This window comes from Alteraurantiacibacter buctensis (genome assembly GCF_009827655.1).
Taxonomy (GTDB): domain Bacteria; phylum Pseudomonadota; class Alphaproteobacteria; order Sphingomonadales; family Sphingomonadaceae; genus Alteraurantiacibacter; species Alteraurantiacibacter buctensis.
The window spans coordinates 143,060-162,812 of the sequence record NZ_WTYV01000001.1 but is presented as its reverse complement, the minus strand read 5'-3'; the positions used below and the strand labels follow the sequence as shown (position 1 = coordinate 162,812).

Here is a 19,753-nt window from a genome sequence, read left to right as displayed (position 1 = left end):
CTGCCTGCGCCACTATCGCAGCCCCTGCCTCCGCGCAAACCCAAGGAGCTGAGCCAGTGACCGCAACGCCGCCGACCGTACCCACCGACCATGAAGCCCTGCTGGCCAGCGACGATCCGCAGCTGGCCGCCAACAAGCGGCTGGTCTACGACATGTATCGCATCGTGCTGCAGGCGGGCCTGGCGGGCCGCGCGGGCGAGTTCATCCGCGAGGACTATATCCAGCACAACCCGATGGCGGCGCAGGGGCTGGCGGGCGTGCAGGAATACATCCGCAACACCCGGCCCGAGCGCGACATTCTCGACCGGCTGGAACTGCCGATGATCAACATCATGGCGGAACGCAACTTCGTCACCATCGCCTTCGTGCGGCCGGAGACCGACAGCACCGGCGCGCGCTATTATTCCACCTGGTTCGACATGTTCCGCATCCAGGATGGCAAGATCGCCGAGCACTGGGACCCGATGCTGCGGACCGATACGCCGATCGACCCCAACGACAAGCGGATCGACAACTGAGATGGCCGCCGGGGGGAAACTGGCGCTGGGCTGTGCCCTGGCCGTGCTCGCCGCAAGCCATTTGGCCGCGCAGGCAGGCGGCGGCCAAGGCAGCGTGGGCCAGGGCAGCGTGGGGCAGGCGGTTGCGCCCCGGCCAGCCGCGAGTGCTCCCCCCGTCGAAGTGCTGGTGCCGGACTTCGAGCCCGTCACCGATGCCGAGATCCAGCAGCCCGATCCGGCCGACTGGCTGAGCTGGCGGCGCACGCTGGATAGCTGGGGCCATTCCCCGCTGGCGCAGATCAACCGCGAGAACGTGGGCACCTTGCGCATGGTGTGGGTGCGCCCGCTCAGCCCCGGGCACCAGGAAGGCACCCCGCTGGTGCATGACGGGATCATGTATTTCCCCGGCCCCAGTGATGTGATCGAGGCGATCGATGCCGCCAGCGGCCGGATGCTGTGGCAGTACCGCCGCCCGTTGCCCGAGGATATCGGCCAGTTCCTGCCGGTGTACGACACCACCCGCAACCTGGCGATCTATGGCCAGTTGATCATCGGCCAGGCGGCGGACAACTATCTCTACGCGCTCAATGCCCGCACCGGGCAACTGGTGTGGGAAACGCAGATCGACGACTATCGCAACGGGGCCAAGATCAGCTCCGGCCCGATCATCGCCGATGGCCTGGCGATCACCGGCCGGTCGTGCGAGCCGGAAGGCGGGGCGGAGGCCTGCGTGATCGTGGCCCACGATGCCACCACAGGCGCAGAGGTATGGCGCAGGCCGCTGATCGCGCAAGGCGACGATCCGAATGACGCATCATGGGGCGGCTTGCCGCTGGACCGCCGCCAGCAGGTGGGTGCGTGGATGATCGCCAGCTATGATCCGGAACTGAAGCTGATCTACATGGGCACCAGCGTTACCGCGCCCGCGCCCAAGATCAGCCTGGCCGGGCCTGACCATGATTACCTCTACCACAACTCCACCCTGGCGCTGGACGTGCGGACGGGGCGGATCGTGTGGCATTACCAGCACATGGTCGACCACTGGGACCTGGACCATACCTTCGCCCGCATCCTGGTGGACCAGGAAGTGGCCCCCGATCCCGCCGCCGTGGCGTGGATGGCCCCCGATATCGAGCCGGGGCGCACCTATCGCACGCTCACCGGCATTCCCGGCAAGCCCGGCATCGTCACCACGCTGGACCGCGAGACGGGCCGCTTCCTGTGGGCGCGGCCCACGGTGCACCAGACGGTGATCGAACGGATTGACGGGGCCACCGGCCGCGCGCACCTGAACCCGGCCAGCGTGCCGCACGACTACACCACTGCGCACGAGGTATGCCCCGGCCCTACCGGCGGGGCCAATTACATGACCGGCAGCTACAGCCCGGATACGCGCACGCTGTTCATGCCCTTGCTGAACCTGTGCGCGCAGATGACGGCGGTGGACCCGGCCAGCAATCCGGGCATTTACGGCATGAGCCAGCGCATCGCCATTGCCGAGCAGGCGCAGGGGATGCTGGGCAGCCTGTTCGCGGTGGATGCGGTAACCGGGCGCACCCGGTGGGAACTGCGCCAGCGGGCCGGGCTGCAAAGCCTGATCACCACCGGCGGCGGGCTGGTGTTCGCGGGTGACGCGGGGGGGCGCTTCATGGCGCTGGACCAGGAGACGGGGGCGGAACTGTGGGCGATGAACCTGGGCTCATCGGTCACCGGCTATCCGGCCACCTTTGCGGTGGGCGGGCGGCAGTATGTCGCGGTGTCCACCGGGCGCTGGCTGTCCGATGCCTTCACGCCAGAACTGACGCATGGCACGCAGAACACGCTGTTCGTCTTCGCCCTGCCCGAGGCGGGCATCGGCGCGACAGGTCCGCAGCGGGCCTTCCGCACGGCGGGCGGCGCCGGGTTTGATGATCCCGCGCTGGCGCAGAGCTTCTCGATCCAGGCAAGCGCCGGGGTGTTCACGCCGACGCAGGTAGAGGAAGGGCGCGCCGCCTATGCGCGCGCCTGTGCGGTGTGCCACGGGGCGGATTTCCAGGGCGGGCCGGGGGTGCCGACGCTGAAGGGCAGTGCCTTCGTGGCCAACTGGCGCGGCAAGTCCGTGGCGGACCTCTATACCTACACCCGCACCAGCATGCCGGTGGGGATGGGCAATTCGCTGCCGGCCGCGCAATACCTGGCGCTGGTGGCCCTGATGCTGAGTGAAAACGGGTATCCGGCGGGGCAGACCCCGCTTGATCCCGATGAGGCAATCCTGCGCTCGATCGGGATCGATTGAGGGACGTTTAGTCGATCATCGCCGCGACGATGCGGCGCAGGTCGGCCGCGCTGAGCGGCTGGGCGGGATGCGCGGCGGCACCGTGGGGTGCGGCAGGCAGCGCATGCCAGGGCGTGTTGCGCAGATACGCGCGGGATAGAATCTGGGTATGCATTGGGTAATCCTGAATAGTCGGGTGGCGTCTGGCGCCTGCCCGTTACGTGGTTATGACAAACGGGAAATGGCGCAGGCCTGATGGTCCGGTGGAACTTTACGGTCCGGGGGACTGGGGGGCCGCGAAATCCGTAGCAGCAGGCCCTCTCAAGCCGTGGCTGCTTTCGCGTGTTGAGAGGCCATATAGGCCAGGCATCTCGGAATTACAATGCTGCTTGGGTAAGAAATAAAATTACCCATCTCCCCTCCCGCTTAGGGGAGGGGCAAGGGGTGGGCCTGTCAGGAGGCAGCGCTTGCCCGCGCCCACCCCTAACCCCTCCCGCAAGCGGGAGGGGAAGGTTCCGGTTCAGGCAGGTGCGCCATCCAGCAGGATGGTTTTGGTCTCGACATAGCCCCACAGGCCCTCGTCGCCACCCTCGCGGCCGATGCCGGACTTCTTGAAGCCGCCGAACGGCGCGGTCCATTCCATGCGCATGCCGTTCTGCCCCACCACGCCTGTGCGGACCTTGCGGGCAATGTCGTAAGCCGCCTGGTGGTCGTTGGTGAACACGCTGCCGTTGAGGCCGAAGTCGCTCTCGTTGGCGATGCGGATCATATCCTCCTCGTCCTCGGCCGGGATCAGGCTGAGCACGGGGCCGAAGAGCTCCTCCTGCGCGATGCGGCTGGTGTTGTCGACGTTGGCGAACAGCGTGGGCTCGATGAAATAGCCCTTGTTGAGGTGCGCCGGACGTTGCCCGCCGGTGACGAGGTCGGCGGTCTTCCTGCCTTCCTCGATGTACATTTCCACCCGGTCGCGCTGGCGGCGCATGGCCAGGGGGCCAAGCTGGGTGGCGGGATCGTTGGGGTCGCCGATTTTGACCTGCTTCATCACGGCGGCGATCTTCTCGGCCAGCTCGTCATGGCGCGAGCGCGGGACGATGGCGCGGCTGAGCATGGCGCAGACCTGGCCGCTCATCACGGTGATGGTGTTGCCCAGGATCTGCGCGGCCACATCGGTGCTGAAATCGTCACGGATGATCGCCGCGCTCTTGCCGCCCAGTTCCAGCGTGCAGCGGGTCATGTTGGCGCCGCAGACGCTGGCGATGTGCATGCCGGCAGCGCTGGAGCCGGTGAAGGTGACCTTGTCGAGCCCCTTGTTGTGAACCAGGTGATCGGCCGCCTCCCGGTCGGACGGCACCAGGTTGACCGTGCCGGCCGGCAGTCCGGCAGCTTCGGCCGCCTCGGCGATGATATAGGCTTCCAGCGGCGTTTCGGGCGAAGGCTTCATGATCACGGTGCAGCCCGCGATCAGGGCATAGAACACCTTGTTGGCCATGATGGCGAAGGGGCCGTTCCACGGGGCGATGGCCGCCACCACGCCCACGGGTTCGCGCACCACGCACACGGTGTTGACCGCCATGCCGGGGCGGCGTTCTTCCCACTGGAAGCGCTCGCCCAGCGATGCGATGCCGCGCAGGCCCATCACCGCGCCGCCGTGCATCGGGCCACTGGCGCTGGCCAGGCCGCCGATCTGCGCTGTCCAGGCGGCAGCCAGCTCGGGCACGCGCTTGTCCAGCTCGTCACACAGCTGCATCAGCTTGGCCATGCGCTCCATGGGCGGAGTGGTGGGCCAGGGGCCATGGTCGAAGGCGGCGCGGGCGGCGGCCACGGCCTTGTCCATGTCCACCGTGTCGGCATGGGCCACGCGGGCGACCACTTCCTCGCTGACGGGGTTTTCCACCTCGATCACGGCGGTGCCGTGCGGGGCCACCCATTCGCCGCCGATGAACAGCTTGTCCGGGTGCTTGATGTTGACGCCTTCGGGGGTCATGACTCGTCTCTCCTCAGTAACTCGATAGAATGGTCAGGGCCTGGGTATCCAGCGGCAGGCCGCGGCGTTGCAGGTCCAGCTCGCGGGTGCGCAGCTTGCCCTGCAGGTCGATCAGGTAGGCATGGATCGCCCGCACCTGCTCGGGCGTCAACCGGTCATCCCATTTGGGCATACCGCGCGGGACCAGCAGGCCGCCCAGCACGATCTGCTCGAACCCGGCGTGAACGCCCGGCTGCATCCGCCGCAGGTCCGGCAGGGGGGCGCGCGGCTGGTTGGAATGGCACATGGTGCAGTTGGTGGTGAACAGCACGCCGCCCTCGGCAATCATCTGCGGCGTCACGCCGGGGGCCTGTGCGGGCGGGACGGGCGCAGGTTCCAGCGCGGGCAGGTCATCCGGCACGCGCACCGCGCCGCCGCCCAGCCTGAACACCAGCAGGCGGTTGGCGTTGCCCTTGCTGTAGGCGGCTGCATAGGGGGGCACGAAGCCCCAGCCACCGCCGCCCCAGCCGGTCTGCACGGCCACGTATTGCATGCCGTCCACCTCGTAGGTCATCGGGGCGGCCATGATGGTGGAGCCGGTATCCACGTGCCACAGCTCCTCGCCCGTCTCGGCATCGCGGGCGAACAGGCGGCCGGCCAGGTTGCCGTGGAAGATCACGCCAGTCTGCGTGGCCAGCACGCCTTGCCGGTCCTGCCAGCCCATGCTGTCGACCGACCATTTGGTCTCGCCGGTCATCGGGTCGATGGCGCGCAACTGGCTGGAATAGGGCTGGTCCTTCACCCACTGCCAGGCGGGATGCGCTTCCACCGCCGCACGCACCGGCGGGGGCAGGGTGGCGGCGGCGGCCTCAAGATCGGGTGTGAAGATGATCGCCGCGCCGGCGTTCATGAAATTCTTTTCATGCGGCACATTGTCGACCGGGCCGGGCAGGAACATCAGGTTGCCCATGTCCAGCACGTGCGCGAAATAGAGGTTGCGACCGGGATCGTAGGCCGCCGGATACCAGTTGCGCGCACCGGGCGATCCGGGGAACACGATCTGCGGCTTGCTGGTGTAGTCGGACACCTCCGGCGTCAGCACCGGACGCTGGGTCTCCAGGTTCCAGCCGCTGGCCCAGGTTGTTCGCACGATGGGGTTGGCGGCCAGCGCGCGGCCGGTTTCGCGGTCGATCACGAAGAAGAAGCCGTTCTTGGGCGTGTGCAGCACCACGGGGCGCTTTTCGCCACCGCCCACATCGATCTCGGCCAGCGTCATCGGCTGGGTGGCGGTCAGGTCCCAGTTGTCCTGCGGGGTTTCCTGGAAGTGCCACTTCATCTCGCCCGTGGCACGATCGAGCGCGACCACGGAGTTCAGGTAGAGGTTGTCACCCCCGCCGGGGCTGCGGATCGCCTGTGGATAGGGTCCGCCATTGCCCACGCCGATCAGCACCTGGTCGAAAACGGGATCGTAGTTGATCGCATCCCACACGGTGCCGCCGCCGCCGATATCCCAGCGGCTGTCCTCGCTCCAGGTGGACAGCGCCGCGTCCAGCGCCTCGCTCTCCTGCTCGCCCAGCGCGGGATCGCGCGGGACGGTCCAGAAACGCCAGGCTTCACTGCCATCGGCCAGGTTGTAGGCGGTGACATAGCCGCGCGTGTCGTATTCGCCGCCGGCATTGCCGATCACCACCACATCGCCCGCCACTTCGGGCGCGCCGGTAACGGTATAGCCCCGTTCCTTGTCGACGATGGTATCGGCCTGCCATTCGATCCCGCCGGTCTGCCGGTTGAGGGCGTAGAGCGTGCCGTCCAGCGCGGCGACCAGCACCTTGTCGCCCGATACGGCCAGGCCGCGGTTGGCCCAGTCGCAACAGGCGCTGCGGACCACCTGCATGTCCATCTCGGGCACGAAGGTCCACAGCTCCTCGCCGGTCACGGCGTTCAGGGCATAGACGCGGCCCAGGTTGCCGCTGGCATACATGATCCCGTCGATTACCACGGGGGTGCTTTCCTGCACCCGCGCGGTGCCCAGGTCATACTCCCAGGCCAGCCCCAGCTCGCCCACGTTGTCCTTGGTAATGCCGCCCAGGCGGCTGAAGTGGCTGCCCGCCCAGTCGCCGCCGGTGGTTTCCCAGTTGGCGCCCGCGCCGTATTGGCTGGTGTCGACCTGGGGCGGGGCATCCCCTTGCGAACAGGCCGCCATCAGCAGGGACGCGGCAAAAGCGAGGCGGCGGATCATAGCGGCCATTCGCCCTTGTGCTGGTCCATCACGCTGGACAGCGATCGCGGCTTGCGGCCGGTCACCCGCTCCACATCGTCCGACAGCACCGCGAAATAGCCCTCGCGGATCGACTGGCCGAACGTGACCATGCCCTCGCTCGCCCAGGGGATCGGGCCATCGGGCACCACGTCCGATGCCTTGCGCGCCACGCCCAGCGAATCGAAGTAGAGGTACATCTCCTCGTCGCTCACTTGTTGCAGCTCGATCGGCTTGCCCGCCTTCTCGGACACCATGGCCATGGCCTGCGGGATGGTCAGCAGTTCCGGCCCGGTCACGTCATAGGCGGTGTTCTCGTGCCCTTCGCCAGACAGGACCTCCACCGCCATGGCTACGCAGTCATCGCGGCTGACCATGGCCACCTGCCCGTGGCCGGCATTGTCCGGCTTGCTGCCCGCCAGCAGCGCGGGGATCGCCATCGCGGTGCTGACAGCTTCGGAATAGAGGCTGTTGCGCAGGAAGGTGAAGGGGATGCCGCTTTCGCGGATGATCTGCTCGGTGGCATAGTGATCGTGCTGTTCCACGCCCGGATGCTCGGCCAGGCCGCCGCCGACCACCGAAGTATAGACGATGTGCTTCACCCCGTTGGCCTTGGCCGCCTCCACCGCATTGCGGTGCTGCTCCACGCGGGTGCCCACGCGCAGGGTGGAGATCAGCAGCAATTTCTCGCCGCCCTTCATGGCTTCCATCAGGCCCGCCGGATCGTCGAAGTCCGCCGCGCGCACATCGGCCCCGCGCGCCTTCAGGTCAGCCAGCTTGTCGACATTGCGCGACAGGGCGATAACCTCTGCCCCCCGGTCCAGCAGCCCGCTGGCGGTGGCATGGCCGAAATGCCCGGACGCGCCGGATACGATGATCTTGCCCAAGAATCCTCTCCTCTTCTTGGCAGCAATACTAACGACTGTTACGGTTGTGGCAACAGCAAGAGGGAGAGTTTCGCGTGACCACATTGAGCATCGAAGACCGCCTGGGCCTGCAGGACCTGATCGCCGACTATAGCTGGGCGCTGGATACCGGCGACGCCGAGGGGCTGGTGGCCTGTTTCACCGAAGATTGCGAGATGCGCGAGGAGGTGTTCGAGGATCCGGACATCTGGCTGGGCCACGATGGCATTCGCGGCCTGATGGCGCATTATGCCAATGCCCCCGGCTTCCCCGGCCGCCAGCACCATGTGACGCAGGTGAAGTATTTCCCGCAGGATGACGGCACGGTGCGGATCAAGGCTTTCGCCTTCGTCACCGAATGCCACGGCGAGCCGCCGTACGAGCTGCGCTTCTGCGGCTATTACGATGACCACGCGGTCAAGGGCGCGGACGGCAAGTGGCGCTTCCGGACACGGGTAGTGCGCCTGTGGGACGGCGAAGTCCTCAAGCGCTTCCCCGGGCGCGGCGAATGGGTGGCGCGCAAGCGCCCGGACAGCCTGATCATCCGCCGCTGAGCGATCAGCCGCCCAGGGAGTTGTCCAGCCGGCCGCCCTGCGGCGGGCCGCCGTCGCCCGTCAGCAGGGCCTCGATGTCGGGCACGGGGCGGTCGGTCATTTCCTTGGGGTATTCGGCCAGCAGCAGCGCCTGCACCGCCTTGTGGTAGTGCTGGCGCAGCACGCCCAGCGTCTTTGGCGGGGCGACCACCACCAGCGCGGGGAAATCGTTCGACAGGGCACGGCGCTGCAGGTCTTCCGCCGCAGCCTTGGCCCAGCGGTCCTCGGCCTGCTGATGATAGTCGGTCTCGCCCATCGTGCCGCCGGGAAGGCCGGTGTTGCCGGGGGCGGGGGACTGGCCTGCCAGATCGGTCTTGCGCTCGTGATCGGAGGCGCTGCCCTGCTCGTCATGGTCCTCGATGCGCAGGTCGATGCGGGCCTCGTCGCCGTGGTTGCGCAGCAGCAGCATCTTCCTGCCATCGGCAACAAGAACAAGGGTTTGGTGGGGCAGTTTCATGGTTAACTCCTGCTCGAGTGGGATGCAGACCAAAGGGCCGACGGCGGGCATGGTTCCGCTCGGTTTATCGCATTGGCGGCGCTTGCTCCGGCCCGCGCCGCAGGGCATGACGCTTACACCACGGCTTCCGGGAGAGATATGATGCCGATCAAAACGATGCTTGGCGCCGCCTGCTCGCTGGCCGCGCTCGCCTTTGCCACGCCGGCGCTGGCTGGCCCGTGCGAGGACCTGGCGCGGATTCAACTGGATGGCGGGCGGGTGACCGCAGCCGAGGTTGTCAGCGCAGGCAGCTTCACCGCGCCGCGCGGCGCAGGTGCCCCTCCCGGCGTGGCGGCCAGCCCGTTCGGGGACGTGCCCGCCTTCTGCCGCGTGCAGATGACCCTGACCCCCACCAGTGACAGCGACATCAAGAGCGAGGTGTGGCTGCCGCTTGACGGCTGGAACGGCAAGTACGTGGGCGTGGGCAACGGCATCTGGGCGGGATCGCTCTCCTATGCCGAACTGGGCCGCAACGTGGCGCGCAACTATGCCACTGCTGCCACTGACACCGGCCACGTGGGCAACGGCCTCACCGCCGAATGGGCCGTGGGCCATCCCGAAAAGCTGGTCGATTTCGGCCATCGCGCGGTCCACGTGACCACCGTGGCGGCCAAAGCGGTGACTCGGGCGTTCTATGGCCGCGCGCCGTCGCTCAGCCTGTGGAACTCGTGCTCCACCGGTGGGCGGCAGGGGCTGATGGCGGCCTATCGCTATCCCGACGATTTCGACGCGATCAGCGCCATGGCCCCCGCCAACCCGATGACCGACCTGATGACACAGTCGATGTGGCAGGGCTGGCAGCCGCAGCGCTTTGGCGCACAGATCACCCCGCAGGTGCTGGGCGCGGTGCGGGCCGAGGTGCTGCGCCAGTGCGACGCGGTGGACGGGCTGGCCGATGGCCTGGTCGGCAACCCGCTGCGCTGCACGGTGGACATCACCCGCACCCCCGGCCTGACGCCCGAACAGGTGCAGGCCGTGGGCAACATCTATGGCGGCGTGCGCGACAATGCGGGGAACGTGCTGCTGCCCGGCTGGCCCTATGGCAGCGAGATGCAGCTCGCCATGCTGGTGATGGGGCAGGAACCGTTCCCTGTGGCGATGAGCTATTTCCGCGACCTGGCCTATGCCGGTCGCACCGACTGGAACTGGCGCACTACCGACTATGCCGAATACACCCGCGTGGGGCGCGAGTTTGGCGCGGATATCCTGAACGTGCCGCACGATGGCCTGGGCGCCTTCTTCGCGCGCGGCGGCAAGCTGCTGCTCAGCCACGGTTGGAGCGACGGGCTGATCCCCGCCACCAACACCATCGGCTTCCACTACAACCTGTTCAACGCGCTCCCCGCAGCGCAGCGCGATGCGCAGTTGCGGCTGTTCATGGCCCCGGGGATGGATCACTGTTCGGGCGGCGACGGGCCGAGCGAGTTCGACACGCTGGGCACCATCGATGCCTGGGCCACCACCGGGATTGCGCCGGAACGGCTGATCGCTACCCGGCCCACTATGGCCCCCGTGTTCCCCGGCCAGCCGCCCCAGCCGCCGCGCGCGCCGATGTCGCGCCCGCTGTGCGCCTGGCCGGCCGAGGCTGTCTATACCGGCAGCGGCGACCAGAACGTGGCCGCCAGCTTCACCTGCCGGGTACCGGGGCGGAGCTGACGACACCCGCCCCAGCCCCCTCCCGCAAACGGGAGGGGAGCGTGGGCGCAAAGCTGGCTGCAGAGCAGGCTGGGCGGCCCGGCCTTTAGCGGTTGGGGCGGATGCGCGGCTGGAGGGTCCAGGTTAGCACATCGCCATCCACCTCCAGCGCGGTGCGCTCGTAGCCCGCTTCCTCGGCCACGTCCTGCACCAGCACGGCATCGGCCTGGCGGCTGATACCGCGCACCAGCGCCGGGCGGTGGGCGAACACGCCTTGCGCGAAGCGGATGCGGTCCCCCTCCAGCGCCAGCGCCGCGCGGTTCCACGCCTGCGCCCCCTCGGCCTGCAGGCGGGCCTGCGGCAGGTCCGGGTCATAGAGCAGCACCGTGCCGTGGCCGTGCCGCCACTGCCACTGGGCCATGCTGGCGGCAGCGGGCGCGGCGGCAAGGCCGGCCAGCAGGCTGCCGCCCAACATCTTGCGACGGGTCAGCGTCATTGCACGGCCTCCGGATGCGGACCGGCGGCGAGGTATTCGGCAATGGCCTGCAACTGTTCGTCGCTCACCTCGCCGCGCGGGATCGCGGGCATGTTGCCGATGCCATTGCGGGCAGCCGAGACATAGAAGGCGGCGGGCAGGCCGGGCCGCAGTTCCAGCGGCTGGGGCCGTCCCACGCGCCCCAGCAGGCTGGTGCCCATGCCGTTGGCGCCGTGGCACATGATGCACATTTCCACGAACAGCGCCTCGCCGCCCGTGGCGTTGGGGCGCTTCGCCAGGGTGACGGGTTGCGGCGGTCCGGCGGGCCCTGCCACGGCAGTATCAGGCGGCGGGGCGGAGCCGCTTTGCGCCACGGCCACGCCGGCACAGCCGGCCAGCAGCACCGCACCTGCGGCAAGGATCAGCTTCTTGCTCATTGTCCGCCCTCCGTTCCCGAACCGGGCCTGGGCGCGTTGCCCCAGATGCCGCTCTTGCCCGGCGCGATGATGCCGTTGGGGTCCAGCGCCGCCTTCACCTTGTCGTTCAGCCGCCGCAGGGCATGGTTGTTGAAGTCATAGCTGTCGGCCACCAGGTCCATGTAATCCAGGTGCGTGCGGTATTCGCCATAGCCCTGCGCCTTGGCATCGGCCACCAGCTGGCGGAAGAAGGTGTCGATCCGCCCCATCATGGCGGGATCGTCCTTGTTGAACACCATCGCGTTGACGTTGGTCATGTGCCGTTCGCCAAAGGCAAAGCTGCCCTGGTAGTCCATCCCGTATTCCTGGTAGCGGGCATAGGTGCGGCGGAACTGGGCCAGCGCCAGGTCGCCGTCCTGCGGGATGATGGGCGAAAAGCCGATATGGCCGCCACGCCCGCCGTACCAGTTGATGTTGCTCATCGGGAAGGTCAGCGGGGTGCCGGTCCAGCCGGAATATTCCAGCGGCTGGCCGCGCTTCCATTCGGTGGGCTTGATCGACAGCGGCCCGGCATTGCCGATGGCGGTTTCCAGGATGCGATAGGCGGCGCGGTTCACGTCCTCGCGCCCGTACAGCCGCAGCGAAACGCCCCACCAGCCGATGTTGAAGCGGCGGCGGATGGCATCGATCACGCTGTCGGGCAGGGCGCCGGGCTGGTCGGTCCAGTCGGTCCGCCGGGTCAGCACCGATGCCGCGCGCATCCAGTTACCGATGGAGGGGCTCTGCGTCAGCACCCGCTCGCGCCGCAAGGGAGCGATGGTGTCGATCATCACCTTCAGGTCTTCGGGCCGGTCGAACTCCACGTCCATGCCCATCAGGCTTTCGGGCTCGGGCATCAGCCACATGCCCATCTTTGTCACGATGCCGAAGTTCGATTGCACGAACATCTGGTCCCACCCCGGGCCGAAGCCGAAGGGATAGGCCTGCCAGGTCGGCGCGCCGGAGAATGCGCCCATGCCGGTGCGCACCACGTCACCATCGGGCAGCACCACTTCCATGCCGCAGATGTTCTTGGTGTGCTCGCCATAGGGGGTATAGCCCACGCCGCGATCGAGCGCGTTGCCCAGCACGCTGCCCCACGAATTGCCGGGGGTGGACAGCCAGAACGGCAGCCGGTGGCGCTGAATGTAGTCATAGAGATCGTAGAAGCCTACGCCCGGCTCCAGGATCACCGTGCCCAGCTTCTCGTCGAACTCGATCTTCTTCATCCGGCTCATGTCGAGCACCACGCTGCCCGCCAGCACCGGCGCGTTGCCGCCATAGCCAAGGTTCTTGCCGCGGCTGATTGGGAACAGCGGCAGGCGGTACTGGTTGGCCACGCGGACCACGGCCTGCACCTCTTCCACGCTTTCCACCGCCACGGCCCCTGCCGGGTGGTGGGCGGCATCGTTCACCGCGAACTTGTCCTGATAGGTCAGCCGGTCCAGGTCTTCGAAGAACACCTTGCTGGCACCCAGCACGGCTTCCAGCGCGCGGCGCGCCTGGTCCATCTTCTGGGCGGTGAAGCCGGGGGGCAGGGGAATATCAGCCATCGTTGTTGGTCCTTACTGGCCAGAAGCCTGGTTGGCGGCCCATTGGGTGCGTGCCGGGGGCCTTGCCCCGCCATCAAGCCGCAGCACCTCGCCGTTGACCAGCGGAGTGCGGATCAGGAAATCGACGGCGGCGGCAAAGTCTTCGCCGGTGCCGGCGCGCTTGGGAAACTCCACGTCGCGCAGCAGCTCGGCCACGAAATCGGGCGGCAGCATGGCCACCAGGGGTGTGGCCATGAAGCCGGGGGCCACGCCGTTGACGCGGATGGCATAGCGCGACAGGTCGCGCGCCCAGACCAGTGTCAGCTCCTTCAGCGCAGCCTTGGCGGCGGTGTAGGCACCCATGCCTTCCTGTCCTTCGAAGCTGGCGATGGAGCAAGTGTTGATAATCACCCCGCGCTCGCCCTCAGGCCCCACGGGATCGTTGCCGATCATGCGGTGGGCTACCTCCGCCGCCACGGTGACCGCGCCCAGCAGGTTGATGCCGATGACCTTGCGGAAAGCGACCAGGTCGCCCGGCCCCTCGGGCGTGGCGATGGGGCCAAGCCCGCCGATCCCGGCATTGTTGACCAGGATGTGGATCGCGCCGCAGCGGTCGATCACCTGCTGCACCGCGCCCTTCACGCTTGCCGGGTCGGCCACGTCGCAAGGGATGAAATCGGCCCCGGCCACCGGCTCTCCCGCGACGTCCAGCGAGACGACGCGCGCGCCATCGGCCAGCAGCCGCGTGGCTGCCCCGGCCCCCAGGCCCGAATTGCCGCCGGTGACGACGGCCACAAGTCCGCGTGGATCCAAATTCCCTCTCCCCAGCCGCGTTCACTTGGTGCGATTCAAACTCGCGACTTTAACGGTCGTTACTTTTGCTGTAGCACCGGCCTAAGTCAAGCAAAGGGAGAGGGACTTGGCAAACCGGGATGAGCTTTACGCGCTGGCCGAGCGCTATCTGGCGGCCCTTGCCGCGCGTGACGCGGGCAGCCTGCCGTGGGCGGACGGGGCCTTCATCACCGAAAACAACGTGATTCTTGAGCGCGGTGACGGCTACTGGAACACGGTGACGGCTGTCCACCCCTACCGCCTGTTCATGGCCGAACCGGAAGCCGGGCAGGTGGCCGTGTTCACCGCCATCGAGGAGAGCGATGCGCTCAATCCCGCCTGCGTGCGGCTGGAAGTGTCCGGCGGACAGATCACCGGGGTGGAAACCGTTGTGGCGCGCAACAAGGACGAAGGCTTCCCCTTTGGCCCGCAGTATTACGTGGACAAGCCGGAGATGGCGCTGCCCGTGCAGCCCGCCCCGCGTAATGAGCTGGTCCGGATCGCCAACGGCTACTTCGAGACGATCGAGCGCAACGACGGCACCATCCGCACCCGCTTCCACCCCGATTGCAACCGGGTGGAAAACGGCGTGCAGACCACCAACAATGCCGATTTCCCGCTGCCCATCGCCCGGCTCGGCTGCGAACAGCAGTTCGCGCTGGGCTGGTATCGCTATGACGACGATCTGCGCGCCCGCCGCTTTCCGCTGGTGGACGTGGAACAGGGCATCGTGCTGGCCTATGGCTTCATCGACCACTCGGGCCGGCTGGGCGACTATCACCTGACCGACGGCACGCCCGCCCGCAGCCCGGTGCGGCGACCGCACTCCTATTACCTGGCGGAAGCGTTCAAGATCGTGGACGGCGCGATCCGCCAGGTGGAGGCCGATTTCCTGACCGTGCCCTATCGCATGCCCAGTCCTTGGGATATGCGATAGGTAAGGCCCGGGAGGGGAGACAAATACCAGTGAACATGCGCCACATCCTCGCCCTGGTCCTGCTGGGCGGCGTCTTCGTGATGGAAGGCTTCGACATTGCCGCGATGGGCATTGCCGTGCCCCGGCTGGAGGAGGCGCTGGGCCTGTCACCCGCCAGCTTCGGCTGGGTGTTCACCGGCATCCTGGTGGGCCTGGGCGTGGGCGGGGCGACCGTGGCCCCGCTGGGTGACCGCTTCGGCCGCCGCGCGCTGATCGTCACCGGGTGCCTGGCCACCGGCCTGTTCACGCTGGCGACCAGCACGGCGACGACCACCACCGGCTTCCTGCTGTGGCGCTTCCTCACCGGCTTTGCCCTGGGCGCCTGCCTGCCCAACGTGTCCGCCCTGTCGAGCGAAATCGCGCCCGACCGGCTGCGCGCTACCGTGATGGCAGTGGTCTCCGCCGGCATCCCGCTGGGCCTGTTCATCGCCGGCATGGTTGCCCCCGCGGTGATCGGGGCCTGGGGCTGGCACGGGCTGTTCTATGTGCCCGGCGTGTTCGCCGTGCTGCTGGCGTTGGTGCTGTGGCCGGTGCTGGACGGCGGCACCCCGGCCAGCGCGACACCGAAGGCCGAGCGCGAGGCCCAGCGCGCGGCGGGCGCGAAACTGCCGCAACTGATGCTGTTCGCGCGGCCCTGGCTGCTGCCCTTTGCGGTGTTCGCCACCATGCTGGGGCTGAACGCGCTCAACCTCTACCTGCTCAATTCATGGTTGCCCACGGTGCTGCCGCAGGCGGGCCTGACGCTGGACGATGCCGCGCGGGTGGCGGGTGTCGCCAACCTGGCGGGGCTGGTGATCGGCATTGCCGCCAGCTTTGTGCTCGACAACTGGAAGAAGGGCCCGGCGCTGATGCTGCTGTTCGGGGCGATGACCGCCAGCTTCCTGGCGATCGCCCTGACCGCGCCTGACCAGACGCGCTGGACCATGCTGCTGATGGTGGGCGTGGGCGGGGCCAACGCGGGCGGCATGGTGCTGCCGGGGCTGGCCGCGCACCTGTTCCCCGCGCGCCTGCTGTCCAGCGCGGTGGGCATGGGCGTGCTGGTGGCCCGCCTCGGGGCCTTTGCCGGCCCGCCGCTGGGTGCGGCCATGCTGGCAGGGCAGGTGCCCCCGGCTATCTTCCTGGGCGTGGCGGCGATTCCCGCTGCCGCCTGCGTGCTGGTAGCCCTGCTGGTGGGGCCTGCGCTGAAGGTGAAGGGCCGGGTGGAGGCGGAAGCGGCGGCGGCCGCCTAGGGCCGGAAGTCCAACCCGCCCACCCGCTCGGCAAACCGCCAGCCATCGGCAGTCAGCACGCAGCGGTCGGCAAAGGTGCCGATCAGCGGGCTGCTGGCATCCTGCACGGGGAGTTGCGTTTCCTGGCCGCCATCTTCCGCCGCATCGCCCATGTAGAGCACGATCACGCTTTTCGCCGTGGCGGTCTGTTCGTCCACCACGTCAACCAGCACGTTGGCGATGGCATGGCGCTGGGCGCGGGGTTTGCGGGCAAGGAAACTGGCGAGGATTGCCTGCCGCCCCACGATGGCCTCACCGCCGCTGGGACGGCGGAACACCGCGTCTTCGGTGTAGAGCGCGGCGCACTGCGTCCAGTCAGCCACATCGTTGGCCCAGGTGTACTGGTGGATCAGGCGGGTGACATCGGCCTCGATGGCGCGGCGCTGGTCTGGCGTAAGCATGGCGGCAGCGTTAGCCGCCCTGGCTTTCCGCGTCCATCATCGCCTGGATCATGCGGCGGCCTTCGACCGCGTTGGTATCGCTTTTCACCATCAGTTCGGGCGGCGGATCGCCATCGTAGAGGGCGATGATCTTCTCGATCTCCTCGCTGGCGAACACGTCCTCGTCGATCACCGGATCGAGCGCCACTTTCAGCGCGGCGGTATCGACCCCGGGCGCCACGGCCACGGCAAAATGGTACAGCGTGGTGCGCGGGGTGCACGGGGTGATGCAATGGTACACGCGGTTCCACATCAGCCGCTCCCCGCCCCTGGTGGGATGGCTGGCGGGTATGGCAATCTCGGTTGTCCCGGCATGGAAGCCCGGCAGATAGCTGTGCATCCCCATGGCCCGGTCGATGCGATCGTATCCGTCCATCGCCTGCCACATCGTGGCGGGCACCGGGGCATCCCTGATCCGGCGGATGGAGGACACGAAGCCCGGCCGCTTCACCAGTTCCTCGGGCGTGGAGGCATTCTCGCGCGTGCCGATGCTGCTGCCGTGGAGGAAGGCCAGGTGCGACAGGTCGAACAGGTTGTCGTTGAGGAGCTGGTAGCGGCAAGCTGCCTCGCGCCGGATCAGCGGTGTGCCGGTCAGCCCTTCGCCCTCCAGCCCGATTTCGGAAAGAGGGGGCAGCAGGGCAGGATCGGCCTTGTCCTCGTCCCCCACCCAGACCCACAGCCACAGGCCGTGTTCCAGTGCCGGATACCGGCGCACGCGGCAGGCGCGCGGGGCATGGTCCTGGCTGGGCACCTCGACACACTGGCCCGAGGCATCGAACACGAAGCCGTGATAGCCGCAGCGCACGGTGTCGCCTTCAAGCTGCGATTTCGCCAGCGGGAAGTGCCGGTGCGGGCAGCGGCCATCCAGCACCACCGCCTCGCCGCCTTGCGTGCGCCAGATCACCAGCGGGGTGTTGACGACCGTGCGCCCCAGCAGTTCGCGCCCCACATCCTGCCGGTTGGCCACCACGTACCAGCAGTTCTTCGGCGCAAAGCTGCCTTGCCTGAAGGGGTACATGGGCGGTCGGCCTAGTCCTCGATCTTCGTCGCTTCCAGGAAAGCGCTGCGACCGCCGGCATCGGTGGCTTCCAGCCGCCCGATCAGCCGCTCCACGATATCGGTCATCCCGTCCAGTTCGGTGGGGGACAGGCCATCGAACAGGTAATCGGCCACCTTGTCGCTCTGCGGGCGCATCAGTTCATACAGGCGGCGGCCCTCGTCGGTCAGGGTCAGCCACTTGCGGCGGCGGTTGCCCTCATCGCGCACCACGGCCACGCGCCCGTGGCGCTGCAGGGTGGCAACCGCGCGGCTGACGCTCATCACGTTCACGCCGGTGATCTCGGCCACCTCGTGGCTGGCGGTGCGGCCCAGGTCACCGATGGTCATCAGCAGGCGGAATTCGTTCAGGCTAATGCGATAGCGGTGCGCCAGGTGGGTACTGAACGGGGCCATCAGCCGGTTGGTCAGCTTCAGCAGGTCATGCAGCAGGGCTGCCCGCTGCGATCGCTTGCCCGCAATTTTCCCTGTCACTGCGTCCACCCCGTGCTCCCTTCCCCGGGTCATATTCATGCCCGATCTGCGGCCCAGTGCAAGCCATTCGCTGTTGGCCCTAACACTAACACCTGTTAGCATCGCGGGCGAGGAATCAAACGGGAGAATCCACTGGCCATGACTGCCTTTCCGCAGACCATCCACTTTATCGGCACCAACACCCCGCGGCGAATGGAGCTTTCGCTGCGCAACCTGCCGGTGGAAGGCCAGATCCCGGCGGATGTGGAAGGCGCCTTCTTCCGCGCCGTGCCGGACAACGCCCATGCGCCGATGTTCGACGATGACATTGCCCTCAACCACGATGGCATGATCGCCCGCTTCAATTTCGACAAGGGTGCAGTGGATTTCGACATCCGCTATGTCGAGACGGAGCGCTACCTGGCCGAGAAGCAGGCGCGCCGCGCGCTGTTCGGCCGCTATCGCAATCCGTTCACCGATGATCCCAGTGTCGAAGGCGTTGACCGCACCGTGGCCAATACCACGCCGGTGTGGCACGCCGGCCGCCTGTTCATGACCAAGGAGGATGGCCGCGGCTATGAGGTAAACCCGCACACGCTGGCCACAGTGGGCAAGTGGGATTACGAAGGAAAGCTGCGCAGTCAGACGTTTACCGCGCACCCAAGGGTCGATGCGCAGACCGGGGAGCTGTTCTTCTTCGGTTACGAGGCGGGCGGCCTGTGCGACCCCAACGTGGCCTATTGCATCGCCGACAAGGACGGCAACCTGGTGAAGGAGCAATGGTTCGAGCAGCCCTACCTTTCCACCATCCACGATTTCGTGATTACCGAGAAGTACGCCATCTTCCCGATCTTCCCCACGCTGGCCGATCTTGACCGGTTGAAGGCGGGCGGGGCGCACTGGGCGCACCACCAGGACAAGCCCAGCTACATCGGCATCATGCCGCGTTATGGCGACGTGTCCGAGATGAAGTGGATCGAAGGGCCGGTGGGCGTCTCCTGCTTCCACGAGGTCAACGCCTATGAAGATGGCGACCTGGTCCACATCGACCTGTGCCTGACCAATTCCAACGCCTTTGCCTTCATGCGCGAGGCGGGCGGGGTGCACATCGACCAGCGCGAGCTGCAGGGTGCGCTCACCCGCTGGACGCTGGACATGAGCAAGGCTGATCCGCAGATCGCGGAGCGCCCGCTGGGCCCTCCGGGTGACTTGTGCCGCCTGGCCGATGCCGACCAGGGCCGACCCTACAACCGCGCGTGGTATCTTTCCATGAACCCGCAGGCCAAGGGTCCGCCGATGCTGGGCGGCCCGGTGGGGGCCAACTTCAACGCCCTGCTGCGGATCGAGCCGGGCAACGGTCGCCTGACCATGATGGAAGTGCCCCCCGGCGCAGGCATCAGTGAACCGGCGCACATCCCCTCGGCCACCCCCGGCCACGGCGGTTGGCTGGTCATGGTGATCGACGTGCCCAACAGCCCCAATCCGGCGGACTATTCCAGCGAAGTGTGGGTGGTGGAGGCCGACGCGGTGGAAAACGGCCCGGTGGCCAGGGTGAAGACCGGCCTGCCCCTGCGAAGCCAGGTCCACGGCGCCTGGGTCAGCCGCGAACGGCTGGATGCCAGCGTCCACCACTGAGCGCGCTTGTCAGTGGGCGGGATACGGGACTA

Annotated in this window: 19 protein-coding genes; 7 read left to right on the top strand and 12 right to left on the bottom strand. The window is 67.6% G+C overall.

Translation table 11 applies throughout. The features are described from left to right. The first annotated feature begins 56 nt into the window (after positions 1 to 56). The gene (locus GRI99_RS00765; protein WP_337192821.1) at positions 57 to 518 is read left to right on the top strand and encodes a nuclear transport factor 2 family protein; all 462 of its coding nucleotides are present in this window, start codon (positions 57 to 59) and stop codon (positions 516 to 518) included. A gap of 1 nt (position 519) precedes the next feature. Next, on the top strand, positions 520 to 2,772 hold the full coding sequence (locus GRI99_RS00760) for an outer membrane protein assembly factor BamB family protein (RefSeq protein WP_160770110.1): 2,253 nt from the start codon (positions 520 to 522) through the stop codon (positions 2,770 to 2,772). 7 nt (positions 2,773 to 2,779) lie between these two features. On the opposite strand, the gene GRI99_RS00755 is transcribed toward GRI99_RS00760, so the two are convergent. The 4 genes from GRI99_RS00755 to GRI99_RS00740 form a co-directional block, all read right to left on the bottom strand. Next, complete coding sequence (locus tag GRI99_RS00755) at positions 2,780 to 2,926, bottom strand: hypothetical protein (protein WP_160770109.1); 147 nt, start codon at positions 2,924 to 2,926, stop codon at positions 2,780 to 2,782. Between the two features lie 345 nt (positions 2,927 to 3,271). Further along, the gene (locus GRI99_RS00750; protein WP_160770108.1) at positions 3,272 to 4,735 is read right to left on the bottom strand and encodes an aldehyde dehydrogenase; all 1,464 of its coding nucleotides are present in this window, start codon (positions 4,733 to 4,735) and stop codon (positions 3,272 to 3,274) included. Between the two features lie 13 nt (positions 4,736 to 4,748). Further along, on the bottom strand, positions 4,749 to 6,962 hold the full coding sequence (locus GRI99_RS00745; protein WP_237438053.1) for a PQQ-dependent dehydrogenase, methanol/ethanol family: 2,214 nt from the start codon (positions 6,960 to 6,962) through the stop codon (positions 4,749 to 4,751). Then, positions 6,950 to 7,858 carry an SDR family oxidoreductase gene (locus tag GRI99_RS00740; protein ID WP_160770107.1) on the bottom strand — a complete coding sequence of 303 codons (909 nt, stop codon included), beginning with the start codon at positions 7,856 to 7,858 and terminating at the stop codon, positions 6,950 to 6,952. The genes GRI99_RS00745 and GRI99_RS00740 overlap by 13 nt, the downstream gene beginning before the upstream one ends. Positions 7,859 to 7,932: 74 nt before the next feature. On the opposite strand from GRI99_RS00740, the gene GRI99_RS00735 reads away from it, so the two are divergent. Further along, positions 7,933 to 8,430 (top strand): nuclear transport factor 2 family protein, encoded by a 498-nt coding sequence (locus GRI99_RS00735; protein WP_160770106.1) that lies wholly within the window; start codon positions 7,933 to 7,935, stop codon positions 8,428 to 8,430. Positions 8,431 to 8,434: 4 nt separating this feature from the next. Here the strand turns inward: GRI99_RS00735 and GRI99_RS00730 are convergent, their stop codons facing one another. Further along, complete coding sequence (locus GRI99_RS00730) at positions 8,435 to 8,926, bottom strand: host attachment family protein (RefSeq protein WP_160770105.1); 492 nt, start codon at positions 8,924 to 8,926, stop codon at positions 8,435 to 8,437. 141 nt (positions 8,927 to 9,067) lie between these two features. On the opposite strand from GRI99_RS00730, the gene GRI99_RS00725 reads away from it, so the two are divergent. Next, complete coding sequence (locus tag GRI99_RS00725; RefSeq protein ID WP_160770104.1) at positions 9,068 to 10,621, top strand: tannase/feruloyl esterase family alpha/beta hydrolase; 1,554 nt, start codon at positions 9,068 to 9,070, stop codon at positions 10,619 to 10,621. A gap of 85 nt (positions 10,622 to 10,706) precedes the next feature. Here GRI99_RS00725 and GRI99_RS00720 read toward each other — a convergent pair whose 3' ends face one another. The 4 genes from GRI99_RS00720 to GRI99_RS00705 are packed head-to-tail and all read right to left on the bottom strand — an operon-like array spanning position 10,707 to position 13,875. Then, entirely contained in the window at positions 10,707 to 11,096 is a 390-nt protein-coding gene (locus GRI99_RS00720) for a hypothetical protein (protein ID WP_160770103.1), read from the bottom strand. After that, positions 11,093 to 11,512 carry a c-type cytochrome gene (locus GRI99_RS00715; RefSeq protein ID WP_160770102.1) on the bottom strand — a complete coding sequence of 140 codons (420 nt, stop codon included), beginning with the start codon at positions 11,510 to 11,512 and terminating at the stop codon, positions 11,093 to 11,095. Before GRI99_RS00715 ends, GRI99_RS00720 begins: the two co-directional genes overlap by 4 nt. Continuing rightward, the gene (locus GRI99_RS00710; RefSeq protein WP_237438052.1) at positions 11,509 to 13,083 is read right to left on the bottom strand and encodes an FAD-binding oxidoreductase; all 1,575 of its coding nucleotides are present in this window, start codon (positions 13,081 to 13,083) and stop codon (positions 11,509 to 11,511) included. Before GRI99_RS00710 ends, GRI99_RS00715 begins: the two co-directional genes overlap by 4 nt. A 12-nt stretch (positions 13,084 to 13,095) precedes the next feature. Further along, positions 13,096 to 13,875 (bottom strand): SDR family NAD(P)-dependent oxidoreductase, encoded by a 780-nt coding sequence (locus GRI99_RS00705; RefSeq protein WP_160770101.1) that lies wholly within the window; start codon positions 13,873 to 13,875, stop codon positions 13,096 to 13,098. Positions 13,876 to 13,981: 106 nt separating this feature from the next. Between GRI99_RS00705 and GRI99_RS00700 the strand changes: the two genes are divergently transcribed. After that, the gene (locus GRI99_RS00700) at positions 13,982 to 14,830 is read left to right on the top strand and encodes a DUF8021 domain-containing protein (RefSeq protein WP_160770100.1); all 849 of its coding nucleotides are present in this window, start codon (positions 13,982 to 13,984) and stop codon (positions 14,828 to 14,830) included. A gap of 35 nt (positions 14,831 to 14,865) precedes the next feature. Further along, positions 14,866 to 16,098: an MFS transporter gene (locus GRI99_RS00695; protein WP_237438110.1), complete on the top strand. Its 1,233-nt coding sequence runs from the start codon at positions 14,866 to 14,868 to the stop codon at positions 16,096 to 16,098. On the opposite strand, the gene GRI99_RS00690 is transcribed toward GRI99_RS00695, so the two are convergent. From GRI99_RS00690 to GRI99_RS00680, 3 genes are read right to left on the bottom strand one after another with little or no spacing between them, the layout of a single operon-like run. After that, positions 16,095 to 16,538, bottom strand: coding sequence for a nuclear transport factor 2 family protein (locus GRI99_RS00690; RefSeq protein WP_160770098.1), 444 nt, complete (start codon positions 16,536 to 16,538; stop codon positions 16,095 to 16,097). The two genes, GRI99_RS00695 and GRI99_RS00690, sit on opposite strands and share 4 nt — an antisense overlap. Before the next feature lie 10 nt (positions 16,539 to 16,548). Beyond that, positions 16,549 to 17,595, bottom strand: a complete 1,047-nt coding sequence (locus tag GRI99_RS00685) for a Rieske 2Fe-2S domain-containing protein (RefSeq protein WP_160770097.1) — start codon at positions 17,593 to 17,595, stop codon at positions 16,549 to 16,551. An 11-nt stretch (positions 17,596 to 17,606) separates the two neighbouring features. Continuing rightward, positions 17,607 to 18,140: a MarR family winged helix-turn-helix transcriptional regulator gene (locus GRI99_RS00680; protein WP_237438051.1), complete on the bottom strand. Its 534-nt coding sequence runs from the start codon at positions 18,138 to 18,140 to the stop codon at positions 17,607 to 17,609. 105 nt (positions 18,141 to 18,245) lie between these two features. Between GRI99_RS00680 and nov2 the strand changes: the two genes are divergently transcribed. Then, positions 18,246 to 19,721, top strand: a complete 1,476-nt coding sequence (gene nov2, locus GRI99_RS00675; protein ID WP_160770095.1) for a lignostilbene-alpha,beta-dioxygenase NOV2 — start codon at positions 18,246 to 18,248, stop codon at positions 19,719 to 19,721. Positions 19,722 to 19,753: the final 32 nt, after the last annotated feature.

What these genes read in the sequence shown, in the direction of transcription:
- GRI99_RS00760 (WP_160770110.1), top strand. Translation starts at nt 520, where the DNA reads ATGGCCGCCGGGGGGAAACTGGCGCTGGGCTGTGCCCTGGCCGTGCTC.
- GRI99_RS00755 (WP_160770109.1), bottom strand. Translation starts at nt 2,926, where the DNA reads ATGCATACCCAGATTCTATCCCGCGCGTATCTGCGCAACACGCCCTGG.
- GRI99_RS00750 (WP_160770108.1), bottom strand. Translation starts at nt 4,735, where the DNA reads ATGACCCCCGAAGGCGTCAACATCAAGCACCCGGACAAGCTGTTCATC.
- GRI99_RS00745 (WP_237438053.1), bottom strand. Translation starts at nt 6,962, where the DNA reads ATGGCCGCTATGATCCGCCGCCTCGCTTTTGCCGCGTCCCTGCTGATG.
- GRI99_RS00730 (WP_160770105.1), bottom strand. Translation starts at nt 8,926, where the DNA reads ATGAAACTGCCCCACCAAACCCTTGTTCTTGTTGCCGATGGCAGGAAG.
- GRI99_RS00725 (WP_160770104.1), top strand. Translation starts at nt 9,068, where the DNA reads ATGCCGATCAAAACGATGCTTGGCGCCGCCTGCTCGCTGGCCGCGCTC.
- GRI99_RS00720 (WP_160770103.1), bottom strand. Translation starts at nt 11,096, where the DNA reads ATGACGCTGACCCGTCGCAAGATGTTGGGCGGCAGCCTGCTGGCCGGC.
- GRI99_RS00715 (WP_160770102.1), bottom strand. Translation starts at nt 11,512, where the DNA reads ATGAGCAAGAAGCTGATCCTTGCCGCAGGTGCGGTGCTGCTGGCCGGC.
- GRI99_RS00710 (WP_237438052.1), bottom strand. Translation starts at nt 13,083, where the DNA reads ATGGCTGATATTCCCCTGCCCCCCGGCTTCACCGCCCAGAAGATGGAC.
- GRI99_RS00695 (WP_237438110.1), top strand. Translation starts at nt 14,866, where the DNA reads ATGCGCCACATCCTCGCCCTGGTCCTGCTGGGCGGCGTCTTCGTGATG.
- GRI99_RS00690 (WP_160770098.1), bottom strand. Translation starts at nt 16,538, where the DNA reads ATGCTTACGCCAGACCAGCGCCGCGCCATCGAGGCCGATGTCACCCGC.
- GRI99_RS00685 (WP_160770097.1), bottom strand. Translation starts at nt 17,595, where the DNA reads ATGTACCCCTTCAGGCAAGGCAGCTTTGCGCCGAAGAACTGCTGGTAC.
- GRI99_RS00680 (WP_237438051.1), bottom strand. Translation starts at nt 18,140, where the DNA reads ATGACCCGGGGAAGGGAGCACGGGGTGGACGCAGTGACAGGGAAAATT.
- nov2 (WP_160770095.1), top strand. Translation starts at nt 18,246, where the DNA reads ATGACTGCCTTTCCGCAGACCATCCACTTTATCGGCACCAACACCCCG.